The sequence below is a fragment of the Enterobacter cloacae complex sp. CDL013 genome (assembly GCF_049238805.1).
GTDB lineage: Bacteria > Pseudomonadota > Gammaproteobacteria > Enterobacterales > Enterobacteriaceae > Enterobacter > Enterobacter hormaechei_C.
In genome coordinates this window covers 115,173-135,790 of sequence record NZ_JBMKGT010000003.1, presented here as the reverse complement: position 1 = coordinate 135,790, position 20,618 = coordinate 115,173, and the positions used below count along the sequence as shown (strand labels likewise).

General features: G+C 54.6%; 17 protein-coding genes. 16 read left to right on the top strand and 1 reads right to left on the bottom strand.

Going from position 1 to position 20,618, the window contains the following annotated elements:
* Positions 1–170: 170 nt before the first annotated feature.
* The 4 genes from sucA to sucD all read left to right on the top strand — a co-directional run bounded on the left by sucA (position 171) and on the right by sucD (position 6,340).
* Entirely contained in the window at positions 171–2,978 is a 2,808-nt protein-coding gene (gene sucA / locus ACOTXD_RS06380) for a 2-oxoglutarate dehydrogenase E1 component (protein ID WP_061855878.1), read from the top strand.
* A 14-nt stretch (positions 2,979–2,992) separates the two neighbouring features.
* Positions 2,993–4,219: a 2-oxoglutarate dehydrogenase complex dihydrolipoyllysine-residue succinyltransferase gene (gene odhB / locus ACOTXD_RS06375; protein WP_003858613.1), complete on the top strand. Its 1,227-nt coding sequence runs from the start codon at positions 2,993–2,995 to the stop codon at positions 4,217–4,219.
* Between the two features lie 85 nt (positions 4,220–4,304).
* Positions 4,305–5,471, top strand: coding sequence for an ADP-forming succinate--CoA ligase subunit beta (sucC, locus tag ACOTXD_RS06370; RefSeq protein ID WP_058656619.1), 1,167 nt, complete (start codon positions 4,305–4,307; stop codon positions 5,469–5,471).
* Positions 5,471–6,340 (top strand): succinate--CoA ligase subunit alpha, encoded by an 870-nt coding sequence (gene sucD / locus ACOTXD_RS06365; RefSeq protein WP_003858609.1) that lies wholly within the window; start codon positions 5,471–5,473, stop codon positions 6,338–6,340. Before sucC ends, sucD begins: the two co-directional genes overlap by 1 nt.
* Before the next feature lie 86 nt (positions 6,341–6,426).
* Here sucD and ACOTXD_RS06360 read toward each other — a convergent pair whose 3' ends face one another.
* Positions 6,427–7,143 carry a GntR family transcriptional regulator gene (locus ACOTXD_RS06360; RefSeq protein ID WP_032665443.1) on the bottom strand — a complete coding sequence of 239 codons (717 nt, stop codon included), beginning with the start codon at positions 7,141–7,143 and terminating at the stop codon, positions 6,427–6,429.
* A gap of 171 nt (positions 7,144–7,314) precedes the next feature.
* Between ACOTXD_RS06360 and mngA the strand changes: the two genes are divergently transcribed.
* The 12 genes from mngA to pal all read left to right on the top strand — a co-directional run bounded on the left by mngA (position 7,315) and on the right by pal (position 20,611).
* Positions 7,315–9,231, top strand: coding sequence for a PTS 2-O-a-mannosyl-D-glycerate transporter subunit IIABC (gene mngA, locus ACOTXD_RS06355; protein ID WP_045896876.1), 1,917 nt, complete (start codon positions 7,315–7,317; stop codon positions 9,229–9,231).
* A 23-nt stretch (positions 9,232–9,254) separates the two neighbouring features.
* Complete coding sequence (gene mngB, locus ACOTXD_RS06350) at positions 9,255–11,891, top strand: mannosylglycerate hydrolase (RefSeq protein WP_061855877.1); 2,637 nt, start codon at positions 9,255–9,257, stop codon at positions 11,889–11,891.
* 679 nt (positions 11,892–12,570) lie between these two features.
* Positions 12,571–14,139, top strand: a complete 1,569-nt coding sequence (gene cydA / locus ACOTXD_RS06345) for a cytochrome ubiquinol oxidase subunit I (RefSeq protein WP_003858601.1) — start codon at positions 12,571–12,573, stop codon at positions 14,137–14,139.
* 15 nt (positions 14,140–14,154) lie between these two features.
* Complete coding sequence (cydB, locus tag ACOTXD_RS06340; RefSeq protein WP_003858599.1) at positions 14,155–15,294, top strand: cytochrome d ubiquinol oxidase subunit II; 1,140 nt, start codon at positions 14,155–14,157, stop codon at positions 15,292–15,294.
* Between the two features lie 14 nt (positions 15,295–15,308).
* Positions 15,309–15,422 carry a cytochrome bd-I oxidase subunit CydX gene (gene cydX / locus ACOTXD_RS06335; RefSeq protein WP_003858598.1) on the top strand — a complete coding sequence of 38 codons (114 nt, stop codon included), beginning with the start codon at positions 15,309–15,311 and terminating at the stop codon, positions 15,420–15,422.
* Positions 15,422–15,712, top strand: coding sequence for a cyd operon protein YbgE (ybgE, locus tag ACOTXD_RS06330; protein WP_003858596.1), 291 nt, complete (start codon positions 15,422–15,424; stop codon positions 15,710–15,712). Before cydX ends, ybgE begins: the two co-directional genes overlap by 1 nt.
* Positions 15,713–15,860: 148 nt before the next feature.
* Positions 15,861–16,265 carry a tol-pal system-associated acyl-CoA thioesterase gene (gene ybgC / locus ACOTXD_RS06325; RefSeq protein WP_003858593.1) on the top strand — a complete coding sequence of 135 codons (405 nt, stop codon included), beginning with the start codon at positions 15,861–15,863 and terminating at the stop codon, positions 16,263–16,265.
* Positions 16,262–16,954: a Tol-Pal system protein TolQ gene (gene tolQ / locus ACOTXD_RS06320; RefSeq protein ID WP_003858590.1), complete on the top strand. Its 693-nt coding sequence runs from the start codon at positions 16,262–16,264 to the stop codon at positions 16,952–16,954. Before ybgC ends, tolQ begins: the two co-directional genes overlap by 4 nt.
* 3 nt (positions 16,955–16,957) lie before the next feature.
* A complete protein-coding gene (gene tolR / locus ACOTXD_RS06315; protein ID WP_061855876.1) occupies positions 16,958–17,386 on the top strand; it encodes a colicin uptake protein TolR in 429 nt (142 codons plus the stop codon).
* Between the two features lie 28 nt (positions 17,387–17,414).
* On the top strand, positions 17,415–18,662 hold the full coding sequence (gene tolA / locus ACOTXD_RS06310) for a cell envelope integrity protein TolA (RefSeq protein WP_061855875.1): 1,248 nt from the start codon (positions 17,415–17,417) through the stop codon (positions 18,660–18,662).
* A 100-nt stretch (positions 18,663–18,762) separates the two neighbouring features.
* The gene (gene tolB / locus ACOTXD_RS06305) at positions 18,763–20,055 is read left to right on the top strand and encodes a Tol-Pal system beta propeller repeat protein TolB (RefSeq protein ID WP_017384962.1); all 1,293 of its coding nucleotides are present in this window, start codon (positions 18,763–18,765) and stop codon (positions 20,053–20,055) included.
* A 34-nt stretch (positions 20,056–20,089) separates the two neighbouring features.
* The gene (gene pal / locus ACOTXD_RS06300) at positions 20,090–20,611 is read left to right on the top strand and encodes a peptidoglycan-associated lipoprotein Pal (protein WP_003858578.1); all 522 of its coding nucleotides are present in this window, start codon (positions 20,090–20,092) and stop codon (positions 20,609–20,611) included.
* Positions 20,612–20,618: the final 7 nt, after the last annotated feature.

The window sequence follows — 20,618 nt, the reverse complement described above, 5'->3', positions numbered from 1 at the left end:
GGGGACAGATTGCAGAAACCTTTAAAAACTGCCCTGAAGTTTAGACAGTTTCTAAAGGTTCCTTCGCGGGCCAAATGAAAAGAGCTCGCAGGTGAACCCCGGCACGTACACGTGGTGTGCGTGGTAGTTTCTACGGCGAAAGTAAGCATAAAAATGCTTAAGGGATCACGATGCAGAACGGCGCAATGAAAGCCTGGCTGGACTCTTCTTACCTCTCTGGTTCAAACCAGAGCTGGATAGAACAGCTCTATGAAGACTTCTTAACCGATCCTGACTCAGTGGACGCAAACTGGCGTTCCATGTTCCAGCAGTTGCCTGGTACAGGGGTCAAACCGGATCAATTCCATTCAAAAACACGTGATTATTTCCGTCGTCTGGCGAAGGATGCCTCACGTTACTCTTCTGCGATTTCCGACCCTGACACCAATGCGAAGCAGGTAAAAGTCCTGCAACTTATCAACGCTTATCGCTTCCGTGGTCACCAGCATGCGAATCTCGATCCGCTGGGACTGTGGCAGCAGGAACGTGTAGCGGATCTCGATCCGGCTTATCACGATCTGACCGAGGCCGATTTCCAGGAAAGCTTTAACGTAGGTTCTTTTGCCATCGGCAAAGACACGATGAAGCTGGGCGATCTGATTGACGCGCTCAAGCAAACCTACTGCGGCTCCATCGGCGCGGAATATATGCACATTACCTCCACCGAAGAGAAACGCTGGATCCAGCAGCGTATCGAATCCGTGGCAGGCCACGCGAATTTCTCAGCAGAAGAGAAAAAACGTTTCCTCAGCGAACTGACCGCAGCGGAAGGCCTTGAGCGCTATCTGGGCGCAAAATTCCCTGGCGCAAAACGCTTCTCACTGGAGGGCGGCGATGCGTTAGTCCCGATGCTGAAAGAGCTGATTCGTCATGCCGGTAAGAGCGGTACGCGCGAAGTGGTGCTGGGCATGGCGCACCGTGGACGCCTTAACGTGCTGGTTAACGTGCTGGGTAAAAAGCCGCAGGATCTGTTCGACGAATTTGCGGGTAAACATAAAGAGCACCTCGGCACCGGTGACGTGAAGTACCACATGGGCTTCTCGTCGGATATCGAAACCGAGGGCGGTCAGGTTCACCTGGCGCTGGCATTTAACCCGTCGCACCTGGAAATCGTTAGCCCGGTGGTTATCGGTTCCGTGCGTGCGCGTCTGGATCGTCTGGACGAGCCGAGCAGCAATAAAGTGCTGCCAATCACCATTCACGGTGATGCGGCGGTCACAGGGCAGGGCGTGGTTCAGGAAACCCTGAACATGTCGAAAGCGCGTGGTTATGAAGTGGGCGGTACCGTTCGCATCGTAATCAACAACCAGGTGGGCTTCACCACCTCTAACCCGCTGGATGCGCGTTCCACCCCGTACTGCACCGACATCGGTAAAATGGTTCAGGCGCCAATTTTCCACGTTAACGCGGATGACCCTGAAGCCGTTGCTTTCGTTACCCGTCTGGCGCTGGACTTCCGTAACACCTTCAAGCGCGACGTGTTCATTGACCTCTTCTGCTACCGCCGTCACGGCCACAACGAAGCGGATGAGCCAAGTGCAACCCAGCCGCTGATGTACCAGAAAATCAAAAAACATCCGACGCCGCGTAAAATCTATGCTGACAAGCTGGAAAGCGAAAAAGTGGCGACGCTTGAAGATGCGACCGAAATGGTCAATCTTTATCGCGACGCGCTGGACGCGGGTGAATGCGTGGTCAAAGAGCTGCGTCCAATGAACATGTACTCCTTTACCTGGTCGCCGTACCTCAACCACGAGTGGGACGAGAGCTACCCGAACAAGGTTGAGATGAAGCGTTTGCAGGAGCTGGCTAAACGCATCAGCACCGTGCCGGAAGCGATCGAGATGCAGTCCCGCGTGGCCAAGATCTATGGCGATCGCCAGGCCATGGCGGCGGGTGAGAAGCTGTTCGACTGGGGCGGGGCGGAAACGCTGGCCTATGCGACGCTGGTTGACGAAGGTATTCCGGTTCGTCTGTCCGGTGAAGATGCGGGTCGTGGCACCTTCTTCCACCGTCACGCGGTTGTGCATAACCAGTCTAACGGTTCAACGTATACTCCGCTTCAGCACGTGCATAACGGTCAGGGCCAGTTCAAGGTCTGGGACTCCGTGCTGTCAGAAGAAGCGGTTCTGGCCTTCGAATACGGCTATGCCACCGCAGAACCCCGCACCCTGACAATCTGGGAAGCGCAGTTCGGTGACTTCGCCAACGGTGCGCAGGTGGTTATCGACCAGTTCATCTCCTCCGGTGAGCAGAAGTGGGGCCGTATGTGCGGTCTGGTGATGCTGCTGCCGCACGGCTATGAAGGACAAGGGCCGGAGCACTCCTCCGCGCGTCTGGAGCGTTATCTGCAACTCTGCGCCGAGCAGAACATGCAGGTTTGCGTGCCGTCGACCCCAGCTCAGGTTTACCACATGCTGCGTCGTCAGGCGCTGCGCGGTATGCGCCGTCCGCTGGTAGTCATGTCGCCAAAATCCCTGCTGCGTCATCCACTGGCGGTCTCCAGCCTGGAAGAGCTGGCAAACGGCACCTTCCTGCCGGCCATCGGTGAAATTGACGAGCTGGATCCGCAGGCCGTTAAGCGTGTCGTAATGTGTTCTGGTAAGGTTTATTACGACCTGCTGGAACAGCGCCGTAAGAACGATCAGAAAGATGTCGCCATCGTGCGTATCGAACAGCTTTATCCGTTCCCGCATCAGGCGATGCAGGAAGTGCTGAAACAGTACGCTCACGTTCATGATTTTGTCTGGTGCCAGGAAGAGCCGCTCAACCAGGGCGCATGGTATTGCAGCCAGCATCATTTCCGTGAAGTGATTCCATTTGGGTCTGCCCTGCGTTATGCAGGTCGCCCGGCCTCCGCCTCTCCGGCGGTAGGGTATATGTCCGTTCACCAGAAGCAGCAACAAGATCTGGTCAATGACGCGCTGAACGTCGATTAATTAAAGGATACATAATGAGTAGCGTAGATATTCTTGTTCCCGACCTGCCTGAGTCCGTAGCAGATGCAACCGTCGCCACCTGGCACAAAAAACCAGGCGACGCGGTAACCCGTGACGAAGTGCTGGTAGAAATCGAAACTGACAAAGTGGTACTGGAAGTACCGGCTTCAGCGGATGGCATTCTGGATGCAGTCCTGGAAGATGAAGGTACGACCGTCACTTCTCGCCAGATCCTGGGGCGCCTGCGTGAAGGCAATAGCGCGGGCAAAGAGTCCAGCGCCAAATCTGAAGAAAAAGCGTCTACCCCGGCCCAGCGCCAGCAGGCGTCTCTGTCCGATCAGACCAACGACGCGCTCAGCCCGGCGATCCGTCGCCTGCTGGCTGAGCACAGCCTCGATCCGGCAGCCATCAAAGGCACCGGCGTGGGTGGCCGTCTGACGCGCGAAGACATCGACAAGCATCTGGCAAAAGCGCCTTCTGAGGCGAAAGCGGAAGCGAAAGCCCCTGCGGCAGCACCAGCGGCACAGCCCGCTCTGGGCGCACGTAGCGAAAAACGCGTGCCGATGACCCGCCTGCGTAAGCGCGTGGCCGAGCGTCTGCTGGAAGCGAAAAATTCCACCGCGATGCTGACTACCTTCAACGAAGTCAACATGAAACCAATCATGGACCTGCGCAAGCAGTACGGTGACGCGTTTGAAAAACGTCACGGTATCCGTCTGGGCTTCATGTCCTTCTACGTGAAAGCGGTAGTTGAAGCGCTGAAACGCTACCCGGAAGTGAACGCGTCTATCGATGGCGATGACGTGGTTTACCACAACTACTTCGATGTCAGCATGGCGGTTTCTACTCCACGCGGCCTGGTGACCCCGGTTCTGCGTGACGTAGATACCCTGGGTATGGCTGACATTGAGAAGAAAATCAAAGAGCTGGCCGTGAAAGGCCGCGACGGCAAGCTGACCGTTGAGGACCTGACCGGCGGTAACTTCACCATTACCAACGGCGGTGTGTTCGGCTCGCTGATGTCTACCCCGATCATCAACCCGCCGCAGAGCGCGATCCTGGGTATGCACGCCATTAAAGATCGTCCAATGGCGGTAGACGGTAAAGTGGAGATCCTGCCGATGATGTACCTGGCGCTCTCTTATGATCACCGCCTGATCGACGGCCGCGAGTCCGTAGGCTTCCTGGTTGCCATTAAAGAGCTGCTGGAAGATCCAACGCGTCTGCTGCTGGACGTCTAGTTTTTGCAGTCTTGCCCGGCGGCGCGTTGGTTGCCGGGCCTACAAAAGCACTACCTAACGATTACCTGAAGGATGGATAGAACACATGAACTTACATGAATATCAGGCCAAACAGCTGTTTGCCCGGTATGGCTTACCGGCTCCGGTGGGTTATGCCTGTACTACCCCGCGTGAAGCAGAAGAAGCCGCGTCTAAAATCGGTGCCGGCCCGTGGGTAGTTAAATGTCAGGTTCACGCTGGTGGCCGTGGTAAAGCGGGCGGTGTGAAGGTTGTTAAGAGCAAAGAAGAGATCCGTGCGTTTGCTGAACATTGGCTCGGCAAGCGTCTGGTAACCTACCAGACAGATGCGAACGGCCAGCCGGTTAACCAGATCCTGGTTGAAGCGGCGACCGACATCGCGAAAGAACTGTACCTCGGCGCAGTCGTAGACCGTAGCTCCCGTCGCGTGGTGTTCATGGCGTCTACCGAAGGCGGTGTGGAAATCGAAAAAGTGGCGGAAGAGACCCCGCACCTGATCCACAAAGTGGCTATCGATCCGCTGGCGGGCCCAATGCCTTACCAGGGTCGTGAGCTGGCGTTCAAACTGGGTCTGGAAGGCAAACTGGTTCAGCAGTTCACCAAGATCTTCATGGGTCTGGCGACCATCTTCCTGGAGCGCGATCTGGCGCTGATCGAGATCAACCCGCTGGTGATCACCACCCAGGGCGACCTGATCTGCCTCGACGGCAAGCTGGGCGCTGACGGCAACGCGCTGTTCCGCCAGTCCGATCTGCGCGAAATGCGCGACCAGTCTCAGGAAGATCCGCGTGAAGCGCAGGCTGCACAGTGGGAACTGAACTACGTGGCGCTGGATGGCAACATCGGCTGCATGGTTAACGGTGCGGGTCTGGCAATGGGCACCATGGACATCGTTAAGCTGCACGGCGGTGAGCCAGCGAACTTCCTCGACGTGGGCGGTGGCGCAACCAAAGAGCGCGTAACCGAAGCGTTCAAAATCATTCTCTCCGACGACAACGTGAAGGCCGTTCTGGTTAACATCTTCGGCGGCATCGTCCGTTGCGACCTGATCGCCGACGGTATTATCGGCGCGGTAGAAGAAGTAGGCGTTAACGTTCCGGTTGTTGTACGTCTGGAAGGGAACAACGCTGAACTCGGCGCGAAAAAACTGGCTGACAGCGGCCTGAATATTATTGCAGCGAAAAGTCTGACGGATGCAGCTCAGCAGGTTGTTGCCGCAGTGGAGGGGAAATAATGTCCGTTTTAATTAATAAAGATACCAAGGTTATCTGCCAGGGCTTCACCGGTAGCCAGGGGACTTTCCACTCCGAACAGGCAATTGCCTACGGTACGCAGATGGTAGGCGGCGTAACGCCAGGTAAAGGCGGCACCACCCACCTGGGCCTGCCGGTGTTCAACACCGTGCGTGAAGCCGTAGAAGCGACGGGCGCAACCGCGACCGTGATCTACGTTCCGGCGCCGTTCTGCAAAGACTCTATTCTGGAAGCGATCGACGCAGGCATTAAGCTGATCATCACCATCACCGAAGGTATCCCGACGCTGGATATGCTGACCGTGAAGGTGAAGCTGGACGAAGCAGGCGTGCGCATGATCGGCCCGAACTGCCCAGGCGTTATCACCCCGGGCGAATGCAAAATCGGCATCATGCCGGGCCACATTCATCGCCCAGGCAAAGTGGGCATTGTGTCCCGTTCCGGTACCCTGACCTATGAAGCGGTTAAGCAGACCACCGACTACGGTTTCGGCCAGTCCACCTGCGTGGGCATCGGCGGTGACCCGATCCCGGGCTCTAACTTCATCGACATCCTGAAGCTGTTCCAGGAAGATCCACAGACCGAAGCGATCGTGATGATCGGTGAGATCGGTGGTAGCGCGGAAGAAGAAGCGGCTGCTTACATCAAAGATCATGTGACCAAGCCGGTGGTGGGTTACATCGCGGGTGTGACCGCGCCGAAAGGCAAACGTATGGGTCACGCGGGCGCGATTATCGCAGGCGGTAAAGGTACGGCTGATGAGAAATTCGCAGCACTGGAAGCCGCAGGCGTGAAAACCGTTCGCAGCCTGGCGGATATCGGTGAAGCACTGAAATCCATCATTAAGTAAGTCCTCTCTGCTCCCCGTATGGGGCGCGTTGAAGTATAAAAAAATGTCCGTTTCGACATGGTTGGCCGCTGTAAAGCGGCCTTTTTTTATTGTCTGCGTTTAGCCACCAGAGTGAATTTATAGTCGTCGGAGTTAAACACGTTGCGACTGTATTCAAATATCCGGCCGTCTTTCAGAAAGCCACGGGAGACTTTTTCCAGAATCGGTTTTGCCGGATCGAGCGCCAGGGCGGCAATCGCCTCGTCCGATGGCATGACTGGCACCAGCTCCTGCTCGCTGCGATCGATAACCATCTTTTTGATCTGCTCAATGTAATGGTATTTCGACTGTTCCATCACTTCCCAGGTGAGGTCGGGGAACATCGCCAGCGGCATCCATGTCTCTTCCAGATTCACCGGCTTTTCCCTGATGAAGCGTACGCGCTTGACGTGCCAGACCTTATCATTTGGATTGAGCGCCAGTTTTGCCGCGAGCCGCTCATCGGCTTTCACCACTTCGAAGACGCTGACGTCGCTGTGCGTATCAACGTTGCGATCCGCCAGTTTTTCGTAAAAGCCGGTAAGCTGATAAATATCGTAATTCACCCGCTCCTCTTTTACATACGAGCCGCTGCCCTGAATGCTTTCGATGATCTGCTCGTCGGCGAGCAGCTTCAACGCCTGCCGCACGGTGACACGGCTGACGCTAAACGCCTCCTGAAGGCTGGATTCTGTCGGCAGCGCGTCGCCAGGTTTTAACTCACCGGCATTAATTTTCTCGCGGAACGCATCGGCGATCTGCCGGTACATCGGTTTATTGCCCATTGGGTCACGCCTATTTAATACCTTTTCAGGGAATTATGCCTTCAGTGTCTGATTTGTAAATAATACAAATAAGATACAAATTTCGGTGTTAGTGAAAATGATCACATAAATGTATTATTGGCTCTGCCACAATCCTCCCCAGACAAAAACTTTGGATAGGGGAGGATCTTTATGAACCTGACGACTCTGACCGACCCCCGTGCTGTCTGCGTGCAGGCGCAGTTTACCAGCCGTGATGAGGCAATCCGTCAGCTTGCGACGCGGCTGGTAGCGTTGGGCAAAATAGCCGACGCCGATACGTTTCTGGCAGAGGTTTTCCATCGCGAATCGCTTGGCCCGACGGCGCTGGGCGAGGGACTGGCCGTACCTCATGGTAAATCAGCGGCGGTAAAGGAAGCGGCTTTTGCCGTGGCCACACTGTGTGAGCCGCTGGCCTGGGAAGGCGTGGACGGACCGGAGGAGGTCGAGCTGATTTTTTTGCTCGCCATTCCTCCCGCACAAGCGGGGTCAACGCATATTCAGGTCCTAACGGAACTGACGTCTCGCCTGGCGGATGACGATCTCAGGGCGCGCGTGATGACGGCGACCAGCGCGGAAGCGGTGCTTGCTGCGCTGGAAACGGCGCCTGAGGCGCAAGAAACCGCCGTCGCAGAGAATGCCCCGACGATCGTCTGCGTTACCGCCTGTCCGGCCGGGATCGCCCATACCTACATGGCAGCGGAATATCTCGAAAAAGCGGGACGTAAGCTCGGCGTCAATGTAGTGGTCGAAAAGCAGGGGGCAAACGGTATTGAGGGGCGCATCACCGCGCAGCAGTTGCAGGAGGCAAAAGCGTGTATCTTCGCGGCGGAAGTGGCGATTAAAGAGCGCGAGCGTTTTCAGGGTATCCCTGCCATTTCCGTGCCCGTCGCGGAACCCTTGCGCCATGCGGAAGCGCTCATTGAGCGTGCGCTGGCGCTACAGCCTGTATCCGATGCGCGTCCTGCGCACGTCGACACGGACGCGAAAAAGTGCGTTAAAACCGAACTCAAGCAGGCGCTCCTCAGCGGTATCTCCTTTGCGGTGCCGCTGATTGTCGCTGGCGGCACGGTGCTGGCCGTGTCGGTACTGCTGGCGCAAATCCTGGGCTTGCAGCATCTGTTCGATCAGGAAAATTCGTGGCTGTGGATGTACCGCAAACTGGGCGGCGGGATGCTCGGTATTCTGATGGTGCCTGTTCTGGCGGCCTACACCGCTTACTCGCTGGCGGATAAACCTGCGCTAACGCCAGGCTTTGCGGCGGGTCTTGCCGCCAATATGATCGGCTCCGGCTTTCTGGGGGCCATCGTCGGCGGGCTGATTGCGGGCTACCTGATGCGCTGGGTGAAAAACCACATCCGGCTGAGTAGCCGCTACAACGGCTTTCTGACCTTTTATCTTTATCCGGTGATTGGCGTGCTGGGCGCAGGCAGCCTGATGCTGTTTGTGATCGGCGAACCGGTGGCCTGGATCAATAACGCCCTCACCGCCTGGCTTAACGGTCTGTCCGGCGCGAACGCGCTGCTGCTGGGGGCGATCCTGGGCTTTATGTGCTCGTTCGATCTGGGCGGTCCGGTCAACAAAGCCTCTTACGCGTTCTGTCTGGGGGCGATGGCCAATGGCGTATACGGGCCTTATGCGATTTTTGCCTCCGTCAAAATGGTATCGGCCTTTACCGTGACGGCATCAACGATGCTGGCTCCGAACCTGTTCAAACAGTTCGAAATTGAAACCGGCAAGTCCACCTGGCTGCTGGGGCTGGCGGGCATCACCGAAGGAGCAATTCCGATGGCTATCGAGGATCCGTTGCGGGTCATCGGCTCATTTGTTCTGGGGTCAATGGCGACCGGAGCGATTGTCGGGGCGATGGGGATTGGGCTATCCACCCCGGGCGCGGGCATTTTCTCTCTCTTCTTACTGCATGATGCCGGGCTGGGCGGCGTGCTGGCCGCTGCCGGCTGGTTTGGCGCCGCGCTGATTGGCGCCGCAATCTCTACGCTCATTTTACTCCTCTGGCGACGCCAGGCCGTGAAGAGCGGCACCTACGTGACTGAAGACATAACATCCTAAACACGCACTGACAGGAAACGAAGATGAAAGCTGTATCTCGCGTTCATATCACGCCACATATGCACTGGGACCGGGAGTGGTACTTCACCACCGAAGCGTCACGTATTCTTTTGGTCAATAATATGGAAGAGATCCTTACCCGTCTTGAGCAGGACGCAGAATATAAATACTACGTTCTCGACGGCCAGACGGCGGTGCTGGAAGATTATTTTGCCGTGAAACCGGAAAACAGGCCACGCGTGAAGGCGCTGGTGGCGGCCGGGAAGCTGATTATCGGGCCGTGGTATACCCAGACGGACACCACACTTGTCTCCGGCGAGTCGATTGTCCGAAATCTGATGTACGGCATTCGCGACTGTCTGGCCTTTGGCGAGCCGATGAAAATTGGCTATCTGCCGGACTCCTTCGGCATGTCTTCCCAGCTGCCACACATTTACAACGGTTTTGGCATCACGCGCACCATGTTCTGGCGCGGGTGTTCCGAGCGGCATGGTACCGATAAAACCGAATTTCTCTGGCAAAGTCAGGACGGCAGTGAAGTGACGGCACAGGTGCTACCGCTGGGCTACGCGATTGGTAAGTACTTACCGGAGGATGAGGCCGGGCTGCGCAAACGGCTCGACACGTACTTCGAGGTGCTGGAAAAAGCCTCCGTGACGAAAGAAATTTTGCTGCCTAACGGCCATGATCAGATGCCGCTCCAGCAGAACATCTTTGCGGTGATGGATAAGCTGCGCGAAATCTATCCGCAGCGTCAGTTTGTGATGAGCCGCTTCGAGGAGGTGTTTGACCACATTGACGAGCACCGCGATGAACTGGCGACGCTGAAAGGAGAGTTTATTGACGGTAAATATATGCGGGTGCACCGGACAATAGGCTCCACGCGAATGGACATCAAAATCGCCCACGCCCGGATAGAGCATAAAATCGTCAATGTCCTTGAGCCGCTGGCCACGCTTGCCTGGACGCTGGGCTTTGAGTATCACCACGGCTTGCTGGAAAAAATGTGGAAAGAGATCCTCAAGAATCACGCCCATGACAGTATCGGCTGCTGCTGTAGTGACAAAGTGCATCGTGAGGTGATGTCACGCTTCGAGCTGGCGGAAGACATGGCCGATAACCTGACATGCTTCTATATGCGCAAGATTGTCGACAACATGCCGCAGTGCGAGGAAGACAAACTGGTGATGTTTAACCTCACGCCCTGGCCGCGTGAGGAAGTGATTAACACTACGATACGTCTGCGCGCCAGCCAGTTCCGCCTGCTGGACGATAGGGGGAATGAAATCCCTTACTGCCTGCGCAGCGCGCGTGAAATCGACCCCGGCTTAATAGACCGGCAGATTGTGCATTACGGCAACTACGATCCCTTTATGGAGTTTGATATCCAGCTCAACCAGATCCTGCCATCAATGGGTTACCGCACGCTCTATATCGAGCCGCACGTGGCTGGCAAGCTGCTGGCGCCAGAAACAACGTCGGAGGCATTACTGGAAAATGCTTTCTGGGAAATAACGTTAAACGACGACGGCACCCTGCGTCTGCTCGATAAAGCGTCCGGGCTTATCTATGACCGCGCGCTGGAAATAGAAGAGAGCTCGGATGATGGCGATGAGTACGACTACTCGCCTTCACGGGAAGAGTGGAGACTCACTTCCGCGCAGGGCGAGCATGAGGTTGAGGTGATCCACGAGGTCTGGCAGAGCAGGGCGGTGATCCGCCACCGCATGGCGGTGCCGGCGGATCTCGCTGAACGTTCTGCGCGTCAGCAGACGGGAACGCTTGAGGCAGAACTCACGGTCACGCTCAGCCATAACAGCCGACGTATCGACATTGAGGCGCGTCTCGGAAATCACGCGGATGACCACCGTGTTCGGGTGTTGATCCCGACGCCATTCACCACAGACACGGTGTTAGCTGATACCCAGTTCGGTTCGCTGACGCGACCTGTACAGGATGAAGCGATGGCGAACTGGCAGGAGGAGGGCTGGAAGGAAGCGCCGCTGCCGGTGTGGAATCTGCTTAACTACGCGGTGCTCCAGGAACGGCGTAACGGGATGGCGCTGTTTACCGAAGGGTTACGCGAATTTGAAGTGACTGGCGAGCGTCAAAAAACGTTTGCCCTGACGTTGCTTCGCGGCGTGGGGGTGCTTGGGAAGGAAGATTTACTGCTGCGCCCCGGCAGACCGTCCGGGATCAAAATGCCGGTGCCTGATTCGCAGATGCGGGGCCAGTTAACCTGTCGCTTTAGCCTGTTCAGTTTTAATGGTTTGCCCGTCAGTGCTGGCGTTGCGCAGCAGGCGAAGTCGTGGTTAACGCCAGTGCACTGTTATAACAAAATTCCGTGGGATGCGATGAAGCTTAACCGTGCCTCTTTCACCACACCCCGTAGCTATAGCCTGCTAACGCTGGCGCCTAACGGATGCGTACTCAGTGTGCTGAAAAAAGCGGAGGATCGTGACGAGATGATTCTTCGTCTGTACAACCCTTCGGAGACCCGCTCCTGTGACGTGGCTTTGTCTGTGAACCGTGAGGTCCAGGCCTGTTGCGAAACGGACATGAATGAGGTGTACAAGGCGCAAGGGGAAGAGGGCTCAGCCATTACGGGGTCTTTCCGGCCAGGCCAGTCACGTACCTTCAGCATAAAAATTGAAAGGTAAGCCTCAAAATAAAATAAAGGCCGCATTCCTGCGGCCTTTATTTCATCAAATAGTCACGAAGGGGTGTTAATTTTAAGATTATTAAAAGTGAATAAAATGTAATCGTTTCGGCAGGTAGCAAAGCGAAAGAAAAATACTGTGAAGCAGATAACATTATATGTTTATCTTCCGGCAAAATGCGTTTTTTCACGCGCGTTAATAAAAATCACAACTGTTTATATTATCCTCTGGCTTTTATAACCATCAACGCCTTTAAATGTACATATCATTAACAAGGTTTTTACTATCCGCACCACAAAGAAACATCATTAACAGCTCTGGCCGTTTTTGATTTAAATCAATGTTTAATCCTTGGAAAAAGGCTCAAAAAGGCGTTAAATTGTTCCCGATCAAAATGGCCGAAAAGTGGTAATTTTGCTATAAATTGATCGCCGTCGAAAAACGTAAATCTGTTTGAATAAAAACCTGTTTATTGTAAGGGTTTTGCAGCGTATTATATTTACGGGATCAATTTGGTTTTTTCTTAACGTATTTGTAACCTTTCATCATTGCTTTTTCCTCATATAGAGAATAAGCAACGAAGAAGGGAAGCAGATAACTTTGTATTGGGGCATGCGTGTGGATCCTTATCTAACGGGGTTCACTCTCGGAGTCTTCATGCGATGAGCAAGGAGTCATAATGTTAGACGTAGTCGAACTGTCGCGCTTACAGTTTGCCTTGACCGCGATGTACCACTTCCTGTTTGTGCCGCTGACGCTCGGTATGGCGTTCCTGCTGGCCATCATGGAAACGGTTTACGTCCTCTCCGGCAAACAGATTTATAAAGATATGACCAAGTTCTGGGGCAAGTTGTTTGGTATCAACTTTGCGCTGGGCGTGGCAACCGGTCTGACCATGGAGTTCCAGTTCGGGACAAACTGGTCTTACTATTCCCACTATGTGGGGGATATTTTCGGTGCGCCGCTGGCCATTGAAGGTCTGATGGCCTTCTTCCTCGAATCCACCTTTGTAGGTCTGTTCTTCTTCGGTTGGGACCGTCTGGGTAAAGTCCAGCATATGGCGGTAACCTGGCTGGTGGCATTAGGCTCCAACTTGTCCGCACTGTGGATCCTGGTGGCGAACGGCTGGATGCAAAACCCAATCGCATCTGATTTCAACTTCGAAACCATGCGTATGGAGATGGTCAGCTTCGCTGAGCTGGTCCTGAACCCGGTTGCCCAGGTTAAATTCGTTCACACCGTGGCGTCTGGCTATGTGTGCGGCGCGATGTTCGTGCTGGGCATCAGCTCCTACTATATGCTGCGCGGCCGTGACTTCGCGTTCGCCAAGCGTTCTTTTGCTATTGCAGCAAGCTTCGGTATGGCCGCGATTCTGTCCGTTATTGTTCTGGGTGATGAATCCGGTTACGAAATGGGCGACGTGCAGAAAACCAAACTCGCCGCAATTGAAGCTGAATGGGAAACCCAGCCGGCACCGGCAGCGTTTACCCTGTTCGGCGTGCCTGACCAGGAAGCGCAGGAAAACCGCTTCGCCATTCAAATTCCTTACGCTCTGGGTATTATCGCCACGCGCTCCGTCGACAAACAGGTGACTGGCCTGAAAGATCTGATGGTGCAGCATGAAGAGCGTATCCGTAACGGGATGAAAGCTTACTCGCTGCTGGAACAGCTGCGCGCCGGCTCTACCGACCAGGCCGTTCGCGATCAATTTAACGACGTGAAGAAAGACCTCGGTTACGGTCTGCTGCTGAAACGCTATACCCCGAACGTCTCTGACGCGACGGAAGCGCAGATTCAGATGGCAACCAAAGACTCTATTCCACGCGTTGCGCCGCTGTACTTCGCGTTCCGCATCATGGTGGGTTGCGGCATTATCATGCTGCTGATCATCGCGGCCTCGTTCTGGTCAGTCATTCGTAACCGTATCGGTGAGAAAAAATGGCTGCTGCGCACCGCGCTTTACGGTATCCCACTGCCATGGATTGCTATCGAGTCCGGCTGGTTTGTTGCGGAATATGGCCGTCAGCCGTGGGCGATCGGTGAGGTGCTGCCAACAGCGGTAGCGAACTCCTCCCTGACCGCAGGCGACCTGATCTTCTCCATGCTGCTCATTTGCGGTCTGTACACCCTGTTCCTGGTGGCTGAACTGTTCCTGATGTTCAAATTCGCGCGCCTTGGCCCAAGCAGCCTGAAAACCGGTCGCTATCACTACGAGCAGTCTGTTGCGACTACTCAGCCGGCACGCTAAGACAGGAGTCATCAAATGATCGATTATGAAGTATTGCGTTTTATCTGGTGGCTGCTGATCGGTGTTCTGCTGATTGGTTTCGCGGTCACCGATGGTTTCGACATGGGCGTGGGCATGCTCACCCGTTTCCTCGGTCGTAATGACACCGAGCGTCGAATCATGATCAACTCCATCGCCCCGCACTGGGACGGTAACCAGGTGTGGCTGATCACCGCAGGCGGCGCGCTGTTCGCTGCCTGGCCGATGGTCTACGCGGCTGCGTTCTCCGGCTTCTATGTGGCGATGATTCTGGTGCTGGCCTCTTTATTCTTCCGTCCGGTGGGTTTCGACTACCGTTCCAAGATTGAAGACACCCGCTGGCGTAACATGTGGGACTGGGGCATCTTCATCGGTAGCTTCGTTCCACCGCTGGTCATTGGTGTGGCGTTCGGTAACCTGTTGCAGGGCGTACCGTTCCACGTCGACGAATATATGCGTCTGTTCTACACCGGTAACTTCTTCCAGTTGCTGAATCCGTTTGGTCTGCTGGCGGGCGTGGTGAGCGTGGCGATGATCATCACCCAGGGCGCAACCTATCTCCAGATGCGTACCGTAGGTGAACTGCACCTGCGTTCCCGCGCTACCGCTCAGGTGGCGGCGCTGGTGACGCTGGTCTGCTTCGCGCTGGCTGGCGTGTGGGTGGTGTACGGTATTGATGGTTACGTGGTGACCTCCGCGATCAACCATACTGCACCGTCTAACCCGCTGACCAAAGAAGTGGCGCGTCAGGCCGGTGCATGGCTGGTGAACTTCAACAATACTCCTGCGCTGTGGGCTATCCCGGCTCTGGGTGTGCTGCTGCCGCTGCTGACCGTGCTGACGTCTCGTCTGGAGAAAGGCGCTCTGGCGTTCGTATTCTCTTCACTGACGCTGGCGTGCATCATCCTGACGGCGGGGATTGCGATGTTCCCGTTCGTGATGCCATCCAGCACCATGATGAATGCCAGCCTGACCATGTGGGATGCAACGTCCAGTCAGTTGACGCTGAACTTAATGACCTATGTTGCTTGCGTGTTCGTACCGATTATCCTGCTCTACACCACCTGGTGTTACTGGAAAATGTTCGGTCGCATCACTAAAGAACATATCGAAAGCAACACCCACTCTATGTACTAAGTAAGGAGCTGAATATGTGGTATTTCGCATGGATTTTAGGGACGCTTCTTGCCTGTGCGTTTGGTGTCATCACTGCCCTGGCGCTTGAGCATGTAGAAGCGACCAAAGCAGGTGAAGAAAAGCACTAATGAATATTATCGCAACCTTATATGCGGTAATGGATAAGCGCCCCTTGAGGGCGCTTTCCCTCATTATGGCATTACTGCTGGCAGGCTGTATCTTCTGGGACCCGTCGCGCTTCGCGGCGAAAACCAGCGAGCTTGAAATCTGGCACGGTTTCCTGATTATGTGGGCTGTGTGCGCAGGCGTGATTCACGGTGTCGGCTTTCGTCCGAAAGCGCTACACTGGCAGGGCATCTTCTGCCCACTGATTGCCGATCTGGTTCTCCTCGCCGGTTTGATTTTCTTCTTCTTCTGAATAAGAAATGTCCGTTAACGTTATGGGCTTACCATGGCCCATAAAAATTTACTCTCCGTTTACTTTCCCCCATTCCAAACCATCATTCCCGCGCGTATAGTAGCGAAGTTTGAAAGCTCCAACTTTTCTTGTATTACCGGGATGTAAAGTGAATACAACGCTGTTTCGATGGCCGGTACGTGTCTATTACGAAGATACCGATGCCGGTGGTGTGGTCTACCACGCCAGCTACGTTGCTTTTTATGAACGGGCACGCACAGAGATGCTGCGCCATCATCACTTTAGTCAACAGGTGCTGTTGGCTGAGCGAGTTGCCTTCGTGGTACGCAAGATGACGCTTGAGTATTTTGCGCCTGCCAGACTCGACGATATGCTCGAAGTTCAAACAGAAATTACATCAATGCGCGGAACTTCACTGGTTTTCACGCAGCGGATAGTCAATGCAGAGAACACGGTACTGAACTCAGCTGAAGTCCTGATTGTCTGTGTTGATCCAACCATAATGAAGCCTCGTGCGCTTCCTAAGTCTATTGTCGCGGAGTTTAAGCAGTGACTGACATGAATATCCTTGATTTGTTCCTGAAGGCAAGCCTTCTGGTTAAACTTATCATGTTGATTTTGATTGGTTTTTCAATCGCATCCTGGGCCATCATCATCCAGAGAACGCGTATCCTTAATGCCGCCGGCCGCGAAGCCGAAGCGTTTGAAGATAAGTTCTGGTCGGGAATTGAGCTTTCTCGTCTGTACCAGGAAAGCCAGGGACGCCGTGATAACCTTTCAGGCTCCGAACAAATTTTCTACAGCGGTTTCAAAGAGTTCGCTCGCTTACATCGCGCTAACAGCCATGCGCCGGAAGCCGTGGTAGAAGGGGCGTCGCGTGCGATGCGCATCTCCATGAACCGCGAACTGGAAAATCTTGAAACGCATATTCCTTTCCTCGGAACCGTTGGCTCCATCAGCCCGTATATCGGCCTGTTTGGTACGGTGTGGGGGATCATGCACGCCTTTATCGCCCTGGGGGCGGTGAAGCAGGCAACGTTGCAGATGGTTGCACCGGGTATCGCAGAAGCACTGATCGCGACCGCAATCGGTCTGTTCGCCGCAATTCCGGCGGTAATGGCGTACAACCGTCTGAACCAGCGCGTGAACAAACTGGAACTGAACTACGACAACTTTATGGAAGAGTTCACCGCGATTCTGCATCGTCAGGCGTTTACCAGCACCGAGAGCAACAAGGGGTAAACCATGGCCAGATCGCGTGGACGAGGTCGTCGCGAGCTCAAGTCCGAAATCAATATCGTTCCGTTACTGGACGTGCTGCTGGTGCTGCTGCTGATCTTTATGGCGACAGCGCCCATCATCACCCAGAGCGTGGAAGTTGATCTGCCGGATGCGACAGAATCACAGGCGGTAAGCACCAATGACGATACTCCGGTCATCATTGAGGTTTCCGGCGTAGGGCAGTACAGCGTGGTGGTAGAGAAAGATCGTATGGATCAGCTTCCGCCAGAGCAGGTTATTGCTGAAGCGCAACGACGTCTGGAGTCAAATCCGAAGACGGTCTTCTTAATCGGTGGTGCGAAAGACGTACCATATGATGAAATTATCAAAGCGCTGAACTTGCTACATAGCGCGGGCGTTAAGTCAGTTGGCTTAATGACTCAGCCTATTTGATCATCTGCGTAGTTTTTGGGAACCGATAGTGTCAAAGGCAACCGAACAGAACGACAAGCTTAAGCGAGCGATAATCGTCTCCGCAGTGCTGCACGTATTTCTTTTTGCAGCGCTGATCTGGAGTTCGTTCGATGAGCACCTTGATGCATCAGGCGGCGATGGGGGCTCGTCCATCGACGCCGTCATGGTGGATCCCGGTGCGGTAGTGCAGAACTATAATCGCCAGCAACAGCAGCAGGCGAGCGCAAAACGCGCGGAAGAACAGCGTGAAAAACAGGCGCAACAGCAGGCGGAAGAGCTGCGTGAAAAGCAGGCCGCCGAGCAGGAACGTCTGAAGCAGCTTGAGAAAGAGCGTTTGCAGGCGCAGGAAGCCGCTAAAGAGCAGGCGGAGCAGCAGAAACAGGCTGAAGCCGCAGCGAAGAAAGCTCAGGAACAGCAGAAGCAGGCGGAAGAGGCGGCAGCCAAAGCCGCGGCAGACGCGAAGGCGCAGGCAGATGCTCAAGCTAAGTTAGCCGCAGAAGCCGCGAAGAAAGCTGCTGCTGATGCGCAGAAGAAAGCGGAAGCCGAAGCGGCGAAGAAAGCCGCTGCTGATTCGAAGAAGAAAGCAGAAGCCGAAGCGGCGAAAAAAGCTGCCGCTGACGCACAGAAGAAAGCCGAAGCGGAAGCCGCCAAAAAAGCTGCGCAGGAAGCAGAGAAGAAAGCGGCTGCCGATGCTGCGAAAAAAGCGGCCGCGGCCGAGAAAGCTGCGGCAGAAAAAGCCGCCGCTGCGGAAAAAGCCGCTGCTGATAAAAAAGCGGCAGCTGAGAAAGCCGCTGCTGATAAGAAAGCTGCTGCTGAAAAAGCCGCAGCTAAGAAGGCCGCTGCTGCGGAAAAAGCCGCTGCCGCAGGGGTTGACGATCTGCTGGGGGACCTGAGCTCCGGTAAGAATGCACCGAAAACGGGCGGTGGGGCGAAAGGAAGTAACGCAGCACCGGCAGGAAGTGGTAACACTAAGAACAACGGTGCTTCTGGCGCTGAGATCAACGACTATAAGAATCAGATTGCCGCGGCTATTGCCAGCAGACTTAACGATAAATCGCTCTATACCGGGAAAACGTGCCGACTGCATATTAAACTGGCTACGGATGGTATGGTGCTGAGCGTTGAGTCAGAAGGGGGAGATGAAGCATTATGCCAGGCTGCACTTGTGGCAGTGAATCAGGCAAAACTGCCAAAACCTCCATCACAGGCTGTCTATGAAGTGTTCAAAGACGCTTCGCTGAACTTTAAGCCATAAGCAGAGCTGCTGTTATCGGGTTCTGATAGTTTTGTGTATTTGAGTTTGTTAACCTTCTGCTAAATTATCCAGGACTTATTGTTCGGATAAGGGAGATATGATGAAGCAGGCATTACGATTAGCTTTTGGTTTTTTAGTACTGTTGACGTCAGCAGTGCATGCCACAGTAAGCATCGACATTACCGACTGGAACGACTCAGCGCGTCCAATCGGTGTCGTTCCGTTCCAGTGGGCAGGCCCGGGCGCTGCGCCTGAAGATATTGGCGGCATTGTTGCAGCTGACCTGCGTAACAGCGGTAAATTTAACCCCTTAGATCGTTCTCGTCTGCCGCAGCAGCCGGGTACAGCTCAGGAAGTTCAACCTGCTGCATGGTCTGCACTGGGTATTGATGCCGTGGTTGTCGGACAGGTTACTCCTGCGCCAGACGGCGGCTATAACGTCGCTTATCAGCTGGTGGATACTGGCGGTGCGCCGGGTACCGTTCTGGCTCAAAACACGTATAAGGTGAACAAGCAGTGGCTGCGTTATGCAGGCCACACGGCGAGTGACGAAGTGTTTGAGAAGCTGACCGGTATTAAAGGTGCGTTCCGTACCCGTATCGCGTACGTAGTACAGACCAACGGCGGCCAGTTCCCTTATGAGCTGCGCGTCTCTGACTACGATGGTTACAACCAGTTCACCGTACACCGTTCACCACAGCCGCTGATGTCTCCGGCATGGTCTCCGGATGGCTCTAAGCTGGCGTACGTGACCTTCGAAAGCGGCCGTTCCGCGCTGGTTATCCAGACACTGTCTAACGGTGCTGTGCGTCAGGTTGCGTCATTCCCACGTCACAACGGTGCGCCTGCGTTCTCTCCGGATGGTACCAAACTGGCGTTTGCCCTGTCTAAAACCGGTAGCCTGAACCTGTACGTGATGGATATTGGTTCTGGTCAGATCCGTCAGGTCACGGATGGTCGTAGCAACAACACTGAGCCAACCTGGTTCCCGGACAGCCAGAATCTGGCATTTACGTCTGACCAGGCAGGTCGTCCACAAGTTTATAAAGTGAATATCAACGGCGGAGCAGCGCAGCGTATTACCTGGGAAGGTTCTCAGAACCAGGATGCTGACGTCAGTGCCGATGGTAAAACAATGGTAATGGTCAGTACTGCGGGTGGTCAGCAGCATATTGCCAAACAAGATCTGGTAACGGGGGGCGTACAAGTACTGTCGTCAACGTTCCTGGATGAAACGCCAAGTCTGGCACCTAACGGCACCATGGTAATCTACAGCTCTTCTCAGGGGATGGGATCCGTGCTGAATCTGGTTTCTACAGATGGGCGTTTCAAAGCGCGTCTTCCGGCAACTGATGGACAGGTAAAATCACCTGCCTGGTCGCCGTATCTGTAATAATAATTAATTGATTACTAAAGGAATCTTAGAAATGCAACTGAACAAAGTGCTGAAGGGGCTGATGATCGCTCTGCCTGTTATGGCAATCGCAGCGTGTTCTTCTAACAAGAACGCAAGCAATGACCAGAGCGGCGAAGGCATGATGGGTGCCGGCACCGGTATGGACGCTAACGGCAATGGCAATATGTCTTCTGAAGAGCAAGCGCGTCTTCAGATGCAGCAGTTACAGCAGAACAACATCGTTTACTTCGATCTGGATAAATACGACATTCGTTCTGACTTCGCTGCAATGCTGGATGCGCACGCAAACTTCCTGCGTAGCAACCCGTCTTACAAAGTCACCGTAGAAGGTCATGCGGACGAACGTGGTACTCCGGAGTACAACATCTCCCTGGGTGAACGTCGTGCAAACGCTGTTAAAATGTACCTCCAGGGTAAAGGCGTTTCTGCTGACCAGATCTCCATCGTTTCTTACGGTAAAGAAAAACCAGCAGTACTGGGTCACGACGAAGCGGCTTACTCCAAAAACCGTCGTGCCGTACTCGTTTACTAAGAGAATT